The following is a 13,021-nucleotide window of genomic DNA, read 5'->3' as shown; positions in this document are numbered from 1 at the left end:
TTGTACGAAGTACATCTATATCACCGTAGTGAGAGTAAAGTAGCAATTTAGTTGTATGAAATACACTTATCTGGTCTGCACCCCTCTTTTCACAGGAATGTTCCTATTGCGCGCTCCTCCTTCCGCACTCTCGTAGTATACTTATTGGAATAAGATACAGATGTTGTATTTTCACTAAGGAGGTTTGTGATGGTAAATAGCTTTAAGAATGCCAAGGTGCAAGAACGAGTGTGGCAATCCTACCAACAGCTAATTGATCAGTGGCCTATTCCTCTTGAAGAGCTCGATCTCCCAACCATATATGGGCTGACGCATTGTATCCTTACCGGGCAAAAGAGTAATCCCCCTTTATTTCTGTTTCATGGCGTTGGTGATAACTCGGCGGTCATGTGGCTCCTTAACATCGAGGAATTATCGCGGCATTTTTACTGCGTTGCTATTGATACTCTGGGCGGACCCGGAAAAAGCATTCCTAATGCGCACTTTAATAAACAAAAGTTTGAGCAGGTGGAATGGATTAATGAAATAGCCAAACATCTGAGCATAGACATCTTTAATATTGCAGGGGTGTCAAATGGAGCCTATATTGCTTTTAATTATGCAACCAAGCAACCGGACAAAGTGAACCGTGTGATTTGTTTGGAAGGCGGAATGGTCACCACACCCATCAAAGCCATGCTGCAAACGCTAATGATGATGTTCCCAGAGATTCTGATTCCCACGGATCGCAATTTACTGAAAGTGCTGAAGAAGTTAAGTGCGCCTGACTCCCCTTTATTTAACAATCACCCAGAAGTAGCTGCTCATCTAATTCTTTTAATGCGAGCTCATAATCAGCAAGCTATGTTTGTTCATAAGCTTCAAAAATATGATAAAAACGCCGCAGTTGCCGTCAGAGATAAGCTTTATTTTTTAGTAGGAGAACACGCGTTAAAACAATCAAAGGATTTCATAGATATTTTAGAGGATGGAAAGTTTCATTACCAAGTGATTCCCCGTGCGGGACACGGCATTAATCATGAGCAACCGGATAGAGTCAACACTGAAATCATCAATTTCCTGACCCGCGATAATGATAAATCACTTGCATCCTTATGAAAGCGTTACTATTATGAAGGTTATTACTCATACTTACTCTATTAAAGGAGAGGTTACTCATCAGATACGGAACTCTAGCCCACACATTTGGCTGCTTGCCGCTCAAGTCGTTAACTGCAACCCTTCAGAATTATGATATCGATTTTGTTCAGCTTGCATTATCCAAAGCCATTCAGGACATCGACACTTCTACCGGTAAACTAAGTCCAGGTCTTGCCAGCTATATTGGCGAACAATTTGACAAAGCAGGAATACGTATCGGTGTTTTGGGCTGTTACATCAACCCTGTTCATCCGGATCCTGTCATCCGGAGAGCTGAGATCAATCGTTTTAAAGAGCATCTTCGTTATGCCCGCCAATTCGGCGCACCTATGGTGGCAACAGAAACAGGTGCGCTTACTACTTTTCAAGCACAAGATCCGATCCATTACGAAGCTATCGGCTGGGATACGTTAAGGGCAACTGTAGAAGAACTTGCAGAGGAAGCTGAAAAATGGGGCGTTTTTCTAGGACTAGAAGGGGTCTGCACACATACACTTTCTACACCAGACAAGATGCGCCGCATCTTAGATGAAGTCCCATCAAGCTGTATTGGTGTTGTATTGGACCCTTGTAATTTTATTGGCACGGCTGCGCATTTGCAGGATCAAATTGTCGATGATTCCTTTAGATTATTCGGCGACCGTATCATTCTGGCGCATTTAAAAGATATCTATCAAGATGGTGAAAAAGCATACCACGGAAAAGCAGGCAGCGGAGTATTCCATACCGAGGCTTTCCTGCGCAAACTCCAAGAATATAAGCCAATGATCGATGTGTCATTAGAAGATATCAAGGATCTGGAGGTTAATGATACCGTTGCTTTACTGAAGAAGCTTGCACCTATAACACAATAAAAATCCATTTCTGAGGATAGGTGTTAGCAGCAGCTGCGCATCTATCCCCAGCTTTATCTATGCTCAAAAATAATGTTTCCAGTTATTGAGCAGATGATCATCCTCTTTCTGCAGCAATTTAGAGGCATATACGATTTGACCTGTATGATAGGAATAATGCTCTGCCGCTCCGATCATAATCTTTTGAATACTCCAAGTATAATTCTCCATTCCAGCCCCCTCAGGGAAACTAATGGTGACCTCCTGTTCTAGATCAGCCTTCGTCAAATTGCCCACCACCGAACGGCTTTCTTCCCTCATACTCCCCCCTCTTCCTTCTCCTTTTGTTTATAAGCTTGATAAATGGTACTTTTCTATAAGAGCTGAATAAAATAAAAAACAGAACGATTGAATCATATTGTTTCACCATTATAGCTCTAACTTGGAAGGGACGGGATTATCAATGCGATTCACATTCCCTATTCTGACCTTATCTCATGGCGGAGCACAACGTATGCTAGTAGAGCTCACCAATGGACTGACAGACTTGGGTCATCAGGTCAATCTCCTTTTGCCTGTGGATGGCGCTATTTCTTATGATGTGCGCGCAAACGTAATCCGCTCCTCACATATGAATATTCACGAGCATGACTTTCCTCCCGGAGACGTCATTGTTTCTAATTATTATACAACTGTCCCCATCGCCCAAGCAGCAAGCCAACAAGGAAAAGGGGTTCATGTACGTTTATCTTTATGTTATGAGCCACCTTTTTTACCGGATAACGGACGCTCCTTCCCCTCCTATCACATCACTGAGCATCTAATCGTTTTATCACGTTGGCAGCAGGAGCTGATCCGTTTAAATCATGGTATCACCGGCAGTATCGTGCCCATTGGCATTAGCTCCTCTTTTAAAAATATGAATATCCGTCACAGTCTTCAAGAGCCTTTAAACATAACAGCTATATTAAGAAAAACAGAACGAGGTTTCTCCTGGCACCGTGAGCAAGATTATCTTATAGAACAGCTGGATTACGTAAAAAGCCAATATCCCGATGTAAATATTAACTTCATCAGTCCGCCTGACGAGTTCAACACCTCAGAAATTCTCCAAAGAATGAAAGCTACTGGCAAATATCGGTTCTTTACGCCAGCAAATGATGAGGAGCTCTGCTATCACTATAACGGTGCGGATATTTTTGTTAGCTCAAGTATTTTTGATACAGGCTCTTTACCGGGACTTGAGGCCATGCGTTGTGGAGCAGCGTTAGTCTGTGTATATTCAGGCGGGAATATGGAATACGCCCATCACAAGAAAAACTGTTTGCTCTCTTATCGATATGAGAACCGGCTCGGTGAAGATGTCATCCGCTTAATACGTGATCCCAACTTAAGAACTAAATTAGCGGAGCAGGGGGAAAGATATTCGCGCAAATGGACTTGGGAAAATAGTGTCAGATTATTTGAACAAGCGATCACAGATTTATTTTAAAATATAAAAAAGCAAGTCTCCGATGACCGAGATTTGCTTTTTTATTGATCCAAAAGAATCATTGACTAGAGAAATAATACAAGATATTATGTAAGCGTTATCAATCGAAAAATAATGAAACACTTTAGGGAAATCTAAACTAAAAGGAGAAGAAATATGGCGAAAAAAGGTAGGCAAGGTTATCGGTTGTTATTGTTGTCTTTTTTAATGCTTTTTACAACTGTTTTCTCAGCAGGATCGCAAGCTTATGCAGCAACCTGGAATCTGACTGGAGATACCAACGTACACGACCCTTCATATATCAAAGAGGGAAACACACATTGGGTATTCAGCACGGGATCAGGTCTCCAAGTGATGTTTTCAAACGATGGAACGAACTATATTCGCTCCCTCCCGATTTATAACTCGAAACCCTCCTGGTGGAGCTCTTACGTTCCCAATCAAGAAGGGCTAGATGTATGGGCTCCAGAAATTTTCTACTATAACGGTACCTATTACCTCTATTATTCTATCTCCACATTCGGCTCAAGAGTGTCTGCTATTGGTTTAGTAACTACTAAATCGATCTCCGGGGGAAAATGGACGGACCAAGGTGTCGTTATCTCATCAAATGACGCCTCCAATTATAACGCCATTGATCCTAACATTACGGCAGATGCTAACGGAAACCTATGGATGACCTTCGGTTCCTGGAGCAACGGGATTTACATTACCTCCATCAACAAAACAACCATGAAGCCAACGGGCAACTCGTATCGCATTGCCACTAAATCCGGGGGGATTGAAGGCTCCAGCATGGTTTACAATCCAAATACCGGATATTATTATCTATTCGTATCCATTGGCCAATGCTGCTCAGGCGTAAACAGCACCTATAAAATTGCAGTGGGACGCTCAACCAGCGTACTGGGGCCTTTCTATGCAAAGGACGGTACCGATATGAAAAATGGCGGGGCTACGGTCATCGATAGCGGCAACAGTTTTTGGGCGGGTCCTGGTGGACAGGATATATACGGAACCAACGTTATCGTCCGCCATGCTTACAGTGTCGCTGAGAATGGCGCACCCAAATTGTTAATCAGTGATCTCGAATGGGATTCTGCTGGCTGGCCTTACTATAATTAACATCTAATCGAGGAGTTGCCCCTGAGTCCTACTCTGTGATTTATGGGGCAGCTTGTTTTTACTGCTAAACCTTCTACTCTCTCTTTCGATAGATACCTGGCGAGACACCATAACGCTCCCGAAACACCCTGTGAAAATAGGTATAACTTCCAAACCCCGTCTCCTCTGCTATACGCTCTAAGGTGTAATTAGTATTGTCCATTAATCTCAGTGCCATCGCAAGCCGGATTTGCCCCGCATATTGCATAATAGAATAACCGAATTGGATTTTGAATAAATGTACGGCCCTTGTCACACTAATTCCAGCATGAGCGGCTACGTCCTTTAGTCTGATCTCTGAAGTAGCATGCTCCTCCACATAACTCTTCATCTTAAGTCCGTGTAGAAGCGAAGCCGAAGATGATGCAGGTGCCTCTTCCATAGCCCGATCTAACAGCAAACATAAAGCTTTAAATAGTGCTTCAAGTATTTCAGGGCTACCCCCGTCTAGTCTTCTATTCTCCAGATCAAGCTGTTGCCATATACTTTGCAGCTTACCATCATCCGCAATTCTAACCTTTTTGGGTCGCTCACGCAGGTTCCACCAGTGGTCCACCCATTCCCCTGTACACATTACAAAATAGTCCACACTATGTCCCAGAGGACTTTTCTTTTCACCGATTCTCAGATCATATATATCATAGGGCTTAAATAATAGTAGATCCCCAGGTACTACGGTAGTCATTTCTCCATCAATGAGGACTTCACATTCCCCTTCGGCTTGCAGCCTGATGATATAGGTATCCAACCCACTGCGATATAGTTGCCGAAAAGGCTGAGTATGGCGGATAAATCCACACAAACTAATTTGAATGCTGTTTGTTTCCATCGCATTTGCTCCTCTTTCTATAGTAATCAATGACCAGATTGTTGAGGTTCTTAGCCATATTGTTTCTTCAAAGTGCAGTGAATCTCCTTCTATAATAAAGACAGAATTCATATGTAGGAGGTTATCAACCATTATGAGTAAAACTATTCGCGTCATTCAAACCGCTAAAGAAACCACGGATCGTTTAACAGAAAAGGACCCTCTGATTTTCCTTCCCGATACGTCAGGAGTCGAATCAGAGCTAATCAATATCTATGATGATCTGGAGTATCAAGAAATTGAAGGCTTTGGTGGAGCCCTTACGGAGTCCTCTGCCGTTACTATCGCTAAACTTAGTGAAGCTAAACAAAAAGAAATCATTGACGCTTATTTTCATCCTGAGCACGGCATCGGATACACCCTTTGCCGCTCACACATCCAAAGCTGCGACTTCTCACTGGGCAACTATGCTTATGTAGAGGAAGGCGATGCGGAGCTACGTTCATTCGATATTTCCAGAGATCACGAATCAATTATCCCCCTCATAAAAAATGCTGCCGCAGCAGTAGGTGAAGATTTCCGTCTGTTCTCTTCCCCATGGAGTCCTCCAGCGTTCATGAAGACAAACGGGCAAATGAACGGAGGCGGAGCTCTTAAGCCTGAATATCGTGAGGCTTGGGCTAACATGTTCGTTAAATATATTGAGGCGTACGCTGCAGAAGGGATTGATATCTGGGCTGTCAGTGTTCAGAATGAAGCCAAAGCTGTACAAAGATGGGATTCCTGCTTGTATACCGCTGAAGAAGAAAAGGATTTTGTGCGTGACTACTTGGGACCTGCTCTGGAACAAGCGGGCTTGGGCCATGTAAAAGTTATGATCTGGGATCATAACAAAGAACGGGTATATGACCGTGCTAAGGTTGCTTTTGAAGATCAAGCAGCGTCCAAATACATATGGGGAATTTGCTTCCACTGGTATTCCGGTGATCACTTCGAAGCCCTCTCTGCTGTACATGATCGTTTCCCAGATAAAAAGCTGTTCTTCAGCGAAGGCTGCCAAGAAGGTGGCGTTCATCTCGGCTCATGGAACACCGGTGAACGTTACGGACATGATATTATTGGCAATCTGAACAACTGGATGTCGAGCTGGACAGACTGGAACATTGTCTTGGATGAGCAAGGTGGACCTAATCATGTAGGAAATTACTGTGACGCTCCAATTATCGGAGATACCAAAAACGATGAAATTACTTTTGAGAGCTCTTTCTATTACATCGGGCACTTCAGTAAATATATTCGTCCGGGTGCTAAACGCATTGGTTTCTCCAAATATACAGATAAGCTTGAAACAACAGCTTTCCGCAACCCTGATGGCACTATTGCTGTTATCGTTATGAACTGCACAGAGCAAGAGCTTCCATTCACCCTGCGCTTCCATGACGAACTGGCTGAGAACATGATTCCGGCTCATGCCATTCAAACCCTGCTAATTAAGTAGCAGCGGTTCATTCCTAATAAAAAAGAGGTTCTCTTTATGCCAGCGCACAGAGAGAACCTCCTTTTTTATTAAATTAAATGAAATAGTGCTTAAAGTCTTGCCGACAGTATTTCGCATAACGCTCCATACAGTGTATGTTCAAGATCCAACGAGGCAAGAGAAGCCAGGGCTGCCATCGGCGTTACTGCTGCTTTGACTACATGGTAAATTTGTTCTTTCAATTGGAAAAGAATTTGCGCACGGTTCAGAAGGCTGAACACCTCATCATCTACCGAATTCACCGCAATCCGGGCATCTGTGAACGTTACCTCCAATGAATGCTCTACCGCTTGATCCGAAATCATGATCGTAAGCGTATGTGTAGCCTCATCATAGTCCATGTTTGCTTCGATTTCTGTGCCGCCAGCGAATACCTGTACCTTCGTATCAGCAAAACCAACAAAGGACAGCTTCCACGATCTCCGCTCAGGCACAACCTTTGTATTTCCCTTAGCAGAGAGGATCTTGAAGCTCGCTCTATCCCCCATTTCCAGGATCATTTCTGTATCACACCATTGATCGTCCTGATCCTCCGCAGTATCGCCCTCATCCTCCCAAAGATGAAAATGACCCCTTCCTCCCGCAAATACACGGACCTCCATATGCTTCGGATTATCCACTGAAGAGGTAAATTGCGTCAGATCTGCCATAGGCACAATAGCACCCGCTTTAGCTAATACAGGGATATTCTCAAGATTGCGATAAAGAGAAAGCTTTCTGCCACCGTCGTACACTCTTCCGTTAAAAAAATCTATCCAAATCCCTTCAGGTAACCAAGCCTTAAATTCGGCAACGCCTACCTTTGGGTTGACCGGCTGTGTAATCGGACAGGCAATAAGTTCCGTTCCGAAATAATATTCATTGGGCACTTCATAGGCTTCATTCGACAACGCATGATGATAATACATCGGTCGGATTAACGGAAGACTATCGCGGCTGGCGTAGCGATTCATGGTGTACAGATAGGGAAGTAAACTATGCCGCAAGCGCAGGCAATCCTTCATCACATCTTCCGCAATCTTATTGAATCGCCATGGCTCCTTGCTGTTAAAGGCACTAGCAGAACTATGTAACCGCAGAATAGGTGAAAACACACCGAATTGCACCCAGCGCATTGCCAACTCATCGTCTAAATAACCATTCATATGGCCCCCGATATCATGGCTCCACCAACCATATCCCACGTTAGCGGCGTTGGCTGTGAAGTATGGCTGGAAATCCAGCGACTCCCAAGTAACAATGGTATCTCCAGAGAAGCCCACAGGATAACGATGGCTGCCAAGACCTGCATAACGGGAAAAAGTAATCTGCCGGTTGCCTCGCCGGCCGCTATCCAGATAGTGATAATGGTTCAGCATCCAAAGCGGATCTAGTCCCGGTACTTTAGTCACTCCACCCTGCTGCCAATCAATCCACCAGAAGTCCACACCTTCATCCTCTAGCGGATGATGCAGAAACTTAAAGTACGCCTGTAAAAAATTCGGATCCGTGATATCAAATTCCACAGCATCCCCTTTTTCCGGGTCCATCCCCATCTCCGCAGCAATGGCCAGATAAGGATCTTCAAACGCCCGTACACCGTCTGCTGGATGTACGTTGAGCGTTACTCGAAGGCCTTTTTCATGCAGCCATGCCAAAAATCTTTGAGGCTCCGGAAACAGTTCCCGGTTCCAGGTATAACCCGTCCAGCCACTGCCGTACTGCGGATCAATATCGACGAGATGCCAATCCATATCTATAACAGCGACGGAGAACGGAATTCGCTCGAGCTCAAACCGCTCCATTAACGCTTTGTATTCTTCTTCTGAATATCGGTAATAACGGCTCCACCAGTTGCCAAGGGCATAACGTGGCAATAGGGGCGTACGACCGCAAAGGTGATAGAAATCCTTCAAGCAGTGCAAATAATCATGACCGTATCCAAAAAAATAAACATCGAGGCCAGCCAACGCCCGTAGCTCGACCCGTCCATCCTCTTCCAGTACTAGGGAGGTGCTATCATCAATTAACGTATACCCCGCACGTGAAAGTAGTCCGTGCTCCAGCGGAATGGCACCATCTGCATTATCCAGGGTACGTGCAGTCCCTCCCAAATCTTGGACTGTATCTCCATAATTCCAGACACTCATTAGGTGACCCGCTTCGTTTCTCACCCGAACATTGAGACCATGCCGGGAGAAAGGCTGCTTGTCATAAGTTAAATGCAGGCGCTCCGTAATCAACTCAAGTTTATTCCCCAGATCCATTACGCGGAACTCTGGAACCGGGAAATTGCGATTCACAACGGTCTGCGACGCCCGATCTTCGAAAAAACCTTCCTCACTATATTCCATCCGGATAAGCTCCGGAGTTAAGACAGTGAACCGATAGCACTCCCCCTGAATAATCGCGTCAGCATTACTGCCTGGTTCAGAATGCAGCTTTAATTGGGCTGCCAAAGGGGTTGGCTCTTTCATTATATTTCCCATCAAGTAAAAACCTCATTTCTTGTTATTCAACGCCCATATAACGGCTGAAAGCATCTGTCCGAATTTTCACCATCTTTTCGAGGCCCATCCCCCGTAGCTGCTTCACATAGTCATCCCACTGCTCGTCAATATCACCTGAGATTATAAATTGAGCACGCATTGTATTGACGTAACTATCAATATCGGTGGTCAAGGTCGGTAGCTCCTGAAACTCTTCTGCAGTGTACATTACGTTGGGGAAAGGTGGTGTTGTGTAGTCACTTCCCAGCTTATCGAGTTGTAGCTTCAGTCCATCTCCGGTTTTAGGATTTAGAAAAATGGTCTTTTCAAAAGCTGGGCTTACATATTTCGGCCCAAAATCCCGGAGTGACTGTTCCCAATACCAAGCATCCGCACTGGTGCCGGTTGGAGGGTCCATCAATGTATACGTACCGTTGTCATTTTTCTTAATCACCGTTCCAATGGCACCCCAGAAATTCTGAATGCTGGCTTCATTGGTATAGAACTGATCCGCCCAGCGTGCAGCAATTTCTGGATACTTGCAGGATGTAGTGATCAACAGCTCATTGCGTTCCAGATTCATCCCATACGGGTTCCCAACGGTGTAGCGCTTCCCGTCTGGTCCAGCAATTGGCGGAATGGTCACATATTGATCGCTCCATTTGCCAAATACGGCGTCTGGGGTCCACTGATAAGAGAAGCCTACGATTGGGGCATCCGGATTTAGAAACTTTGCCGATCTCATCGTTTCGTCTTGAGTGAATGCTTCTTTATCAAGTAATCCGTCTTTAAATAATTTGCTCTCCCATTTGAGAGCCTCTTTATAATCCTCTGAAACAGGGTAATATACTGCTTTTCCGTCTTTGACCACCATAAAGTTATTATTTAAATCCGCGATCCCAAAGGGACTGATCAAATCATTCCCTATCTCGATAAACGGAATTTCATCCTGTTTTCCGTTTCCATTCGGATCTTGTTCTTTGAAGGCTTTTAGCACGCTATAAAGATCATCAATCGTATCCGGTACCTTCAAACCCAATTTGTCCAGCCAGGTTTTATTAATCACAGGCTGACGTGAGCTTTTAGGACGTGAGGGTAATCTTGCAGGCAGCGAGTAGATTTTCCCGTCAGGAAAGGTGCTGATTTTTTTCATTTCCGGTGTTTCTTCCAAAGCTGCTTTAAGATTAGGCATGTTGTGCTCAATATAATCATCTAACGGCCGAAATAAGCTTAAATTATTGACGATATCCGCATCTCCAAAGGTCTGACTCCCTAAAATGATGTCTGGAAGTGTGCCGCTTGCCAGCATAATAGACTTCCGTTCACTCCAATCATTGGAAGACATCACCTGCCACTCAATTTTGACATTCGTGTTCTTTTCCAAATCCTTGAGCCATTCATTCTGGGTAAAAGAATCTCCCATGCTTCCCCACCGAACAGTTAGTACTTTCAGCGTCACAGGCCTATCCACTATCGGCAATCCTTCTTTATTAAATTCACCCGGCTCAGGTTCAACAGAATTAACCCCATTGCTCCCTTTACAGGCAGTAAGGCTAGCAAGCAACGTTGTCACTAAAAGAATGACGGTGATTGTTCTATATATCCTGTTTTTTTGTTGCTTTTTCATAACGTTCTTGCTCCTTACGAATGAATGTTAGTAAAATAGCTGAATGTACTATTCCTTCACTGCGCCGATCATTACCCCTTGGTTAAAGTATTTTTGTACAAAGGGGTACACACACATGATCGGAACCGTTGCCACGATAATAACAGAATAACGCATCATATTGGCGAGTCGTAGTGCGATTTGCGCAGCTTCCCCGGTTCCCATCCCCGACTGCATCTGATTGGTGATCAGAATATTTCGCAGAATCAGCTGCAAGGGATACATATTAGGATTTTTCAAATAGATCAAGGCATTAAAATATGAATTCCAGTAACCAACGGCGATCCATAGACCCAGTACGGCAATAATAGCCTTCGATAGTGGCAAAACGATCTGTACAAAATAACGAAGATTTCCACAACCATCGATCTGTGCAGCTTCCCATAAATCTCCCGGAATACTCGACTGAAAAAAGGTGCGGGCAACGATAATGTTAAACACCCCAACGGAGAAAGGCAGTACCATCACCAGAAATGTGTCGTACAGATGGAAATCACGGATCGTTAGAAAAGTCGGAATTAACCCTCCATTAAAAAACATCGTAAAGATGAAAAACAGGGAAAGATATTTCCGTCCCACAAGATCCTTTCTGGACAACGCATAGGCCGCAGAAATATTTACAATTAAACCGATTGCCGTCCCTACCACCGTATACATGATGGTATTCCAGTAACCGATCCAAATATTTTCATGACGCAGCAGCTCTTTGTAACCATCGAAGGTGAACCCTTTAGGAAATAACCAAACCTGCCCCCCCGCCACCGCGGAAGGATCACTGAACGAAGCAATGACGATAAAATATAGCGGATAGATTAAGATAACTAGAAAAATTGCTGATATAACATACATCACTATTTCCATTATAGTATCCGAAGAACGATTCTTCTTTATTTTCCCCACATTCCCTTTAGTAACTGTCTCTAAACCTCCCATTTCAATTCTCCTCCCTTCTACCACAAGCTATTTTCGCTTAGTTTTTTAGAAATCTGATTGACCATGATCAATAAAATAAAATTAATAACGGTGTTGAACAGGTTGATCGCCGAGGAAAAGCTATATTGACTGCTGAGCAAGCCAATTTTGTAGACATAAGTAGAAAGAATTTCGCTTGAAGTGATGTTCAAGTCATTTTGCATTAAGTACACTTTTTCAAAACCAACCCCAAGCAATCCACCGACCCGCAAAATAAGCAAGGTTATCGCTGTTGGCATCAGCATCGGAATATCGATATAACGAATTTTATGCATCCGGCTTGCTCCGTCTACGGTTGCCGCCTCGTACAAGCTAGGATCAACTGCGGAGAGCGCAGCGATAAAGATAATGCTGTCCCAGCCGACATGCTGCCACACATCCGACCAAACATATACACTGCTGAATAATCCAGCGGAGCCAATCAGATCAGGAGCTTCTTTTCCAAAAAGACTATATATATTGCCCAGCAGTCCGGTGCTAGGTGAGAACAAAATCATCATTAAACCCACCATTACTACCGTGGAGATAAAGTGCGGCATATAGGACACCGTCTGGAAAAAACGTCTGAACCGGTTTGGTCTCATCTGGTTAACCATCAGCGCCAGTATAATTGGAATCGGAAAGGTAATCAGACTGTACACACTGATGATCAGTGTATTTTTAATCGTTGATGAAAATTGATAGGAATGAAAGAATTTCTCGAAGTATTTGAATCCTGCCCAAGGGCTGCCTCCAATTCCCAACGCCGGGCTATAATCCTTGAAAGCAATCAGCACCCCGTACATTGGCTTGTACGCGAATAATAACGTCAGAACTACAGCAGGAAAAAGCAATAGATAGAGACCCCAATTTTGTTTGATTTGTCCGAATTTCCGCCCGAAATGAAGTGGACTAGATTTCATGACATCCCCTCCTTATTTAAAATAGAGAATGCTACCCCA

General features: G+C 44.0%; 11 protein-coding genes. 5 read left to right on the top strand and 6 right to left on the bottom strand.

Going from position 1 to position 13,021, the window contains the following annotated elements:
• Positions 1 to 189: 189 nt before the first annotated feature.
• On the top strand, positions 190 to 1,098 hold the full coding sequence (locus MHI25_RS11775; protein ID WP_340395450.1) for an alpha/beta hydrolase: 909 nt from the start codon (positions 190 to 192) through the stop codon (positions 1,096 to 1,098).
• A 95-nt stretch (positions 1,099 to 1,193) separates the two neighbouring features.
• The gene (locus tag MHI25_RS11770) at positions 1,194 to 1,994 is read left to right on the top strand and encodes a sugar phosphate isomerase/epimerase family protein (RefSeq protein WP_254857118.1); all 801 of its coding nucleotides are present in this window, start codon (positions 1,194 to 1,196) and stop codon (positions 1,992 to 1,994) included.
• A 63-nt stretch (positions 1,995 to 2,057) separates the two neighbouring features.
• On the opposite strand, the gene MHI25_RS11765 is transcribed toward MHI25_RS11770, so the two are convergent.
• Positions 2,058 to 2,294 (bottom strand): hypothetical protein, encoded by a 237-nt coding sequence (locus tag MHI25_RS11765; protein ID WP_340395449.1) that lies wholly within the window; start codon positions 2,292 to 2,294, stop codon positions 2,058 to 2,060.
• Positions 2,295 to 2,436: 142 nt separating this feature from the next.
• On the opposite strand from MHI25_RS11765, the gene MHI25_RS11760 reads away from it, so the two are divergent.
• Entirely contained in the window at positions 2,437 to 3,465 is a 1,029-nt protein-coding gene (locus MHI25_RS11760; RefSeq protein ID WP_076130360.1) for a glycosyltransferase family 4 protein, read from the top strand.
• Between the two features lie 156 nt (positions 3,466 to 3,621).
• Entirely contained in the window at positions 3,622 to 4,590 is a 969-nt protein-coding gene (locus tag MHI25_RS11755) for a glycoside hydrolase family 43 protein (protein WP_076130361.1), read from the top strand.
• Between the two features lie 73 nt (positions 4,591 to 4,663).
• Here MHI25_RS11755 and MHI25_RS11750 read toward each other — a convergent pair whose 3' ends face one another.
• Positions 4,664 to 5,458, bottom strand: a complete 795-nt coding sequence (locus MHI25_RS11750) for a helix-turn-helix domain-containing protein (protein ID WP_340395448.1) — start codon at positions 5,456 to 5,458, stop codon at positions 4,664 to 4,666.
• Positions 5,459 to 5,591: 133 nt separating this feature from the next.
• Here MHI25_RS11750 and MHI25_RS11745 point away from each other — a divergent pair, with 133 nt between their 5' ends.
• On the top strand, positions 5,592 to 6,935 hold the full coding sequence (locus MHI25_RS11745) for a glycoside hydrolase family 30 protein (RefSeq protein WP_076280901.1): 1,344 nt from the start codon (positions 5,592 to 5,594) through the stop codon (positions 6,933 to 6,935).
• Positions 6,936 to 7,024: 89 nt separating this feature from the next.
• Here MHI25_RS11745 and MHI25_RS11740 read toward each other — a convergent pair whose 3' ends face one another.
• The 4 genes from MHI25_RS11740 to MHI25_RS11725 are packed head-to-tail and all read right to left on the bottom strand — an operon-like array spanning position 7,025 to position 12,982.
• On the bottom strand, positions 7,025 to 9,442 hold the full coding sequence (locus MHI25_RS11740; RefSeq protein ID WP_340395447.1) for a TIM-barrel domain-containing protein: 2,418 nt from the start codon (positions 9,440 to 9,442) through the stop codon (positions 7,025 to 7,027).
• A gap of 22 nt (positions 9,443 to 9,464) precedes the next feature.
• The gene (locus MHI25_RS11735) at positions 9,465 to 11,069 is read right to left on the bottom strand and encodes an extracellular solute-binding protein (protein ID WP_340395446.1); all 1,605 of its coding nucleotides are present in this window, start codon (positions 11,067 to 11,069) and stop codon (positions 9,465 to 9,467) included.
• 48 nt (positions 11,070 to 11,117) lie between these two features.
• Positions 11,118 to 12,041, bottom strand: a complete 924-nt coding sequence (locus MHI25_RS11730; RefSeq protein ID WP_076130365.1) for a carbohydrate ABC transporter permease — start codon at positions 12,039 to 12,041, stop codon at positions 11,118 to 11,120.
• Between the two features lie 17 nt (positions 12,042 to 12,058).
• Positions 12,059 to 12,982 carry an ABC transporter permease subunit gene (locus tag MHI25_RS11725; RefSeq protein ID WP_076130366.1) on the bottom strand — a complete coding sequence of 308 codons (924 nt, stop codon included), beginning with the start codon at positions 12,980 to 12,982 and terminating at the stop codon, positions 12,059 to 12,061.
• Positions 12,983 to 13,021 lie beyond the last annotated feature (39 nt).

Origin of the sequence: Paenibacillus sp. FSL E2-0177 (assembly GCF_037992975.1) — a bacterium.
GTDB lineage: Bacteria > Bacillota > Bacilli > Paenibacillales > Paenibacillaceae > Paenibacillus_AQ > Paenibacillus_AQ odorifer.
This window is presented reverse-complemented; position numbering and strand designations above follow the sequence as displayed.

Coding starts and splice junctions, on each gene's coding strand:
- MHI25_RS11775 (WP_340395450.1), top strand. CDS start 190: ATGGTAAATAGCTTTAAGAATGCCAAGGTGCAAGAACGAGTGTGGCAA.
- MHI25_RS11765 (WP_340395449.1), bottom strand. CDS start 2,294: ATGAGGGAAGAAAGCCGTTCGGTGGTGGGCAATTTGACGAAGGCTGAT.
- MHI25_RS11760 (WP_076130360.1), top strand. CDS start 2,437: ATGCGATTCACATTCCCTATTCTGACCTTATCTCATGGCGGAGCACAA.
- MHI25_RS11755 (WP_076130361.1), top strand. CDS start 3,622: ATGGCGAAAAAAGGTAGGCAAGGTTATCGGTTGTTATTGTTGTCTTTT.
- MHI25_RS11750 (WP_340395448.1), bottom strand. CDS start 5,458: ATGGAAACAAACAGCATTCAAATTAGTTTGTGTGGATTTATCCGCCAT.
- MHI25_RS11745 (WP_076280901.1), top strand. CDS start 5,592: ATGAGTAAAACTATTCGCGTCATTCAAACCGCTAAAGAAACCACGGAT.
- MHI25_RS11740 (WP_340395447.1), bottom strand. CDS start 9,442: ATGGGAAATATAATGAAAGAGCCAACCCCTTTGGCAGCCCAATTAAAG.
- MHI25_RS11735 (WP_340395446.1), bottom strand. CDS start 11,069: ATGAAAAAGCAACAAAAAAACAGGATATATAGAACAATCACCGTCATT.
- MHI25_RS11730 (WP_076130365.1), bottom strand. CDS start 12,041: ATGGGAGGTTTAGAGACAGTTACTAAAGGGAATGTGGGGAAAATAAAG.
- MHI25_RS11725 (WP_076130366.1), bottom strand. CDS start 12,982: ATGAAATCTAGTCCACTTCATTTCGGGCGGAAATTCGGACAAATCAAA.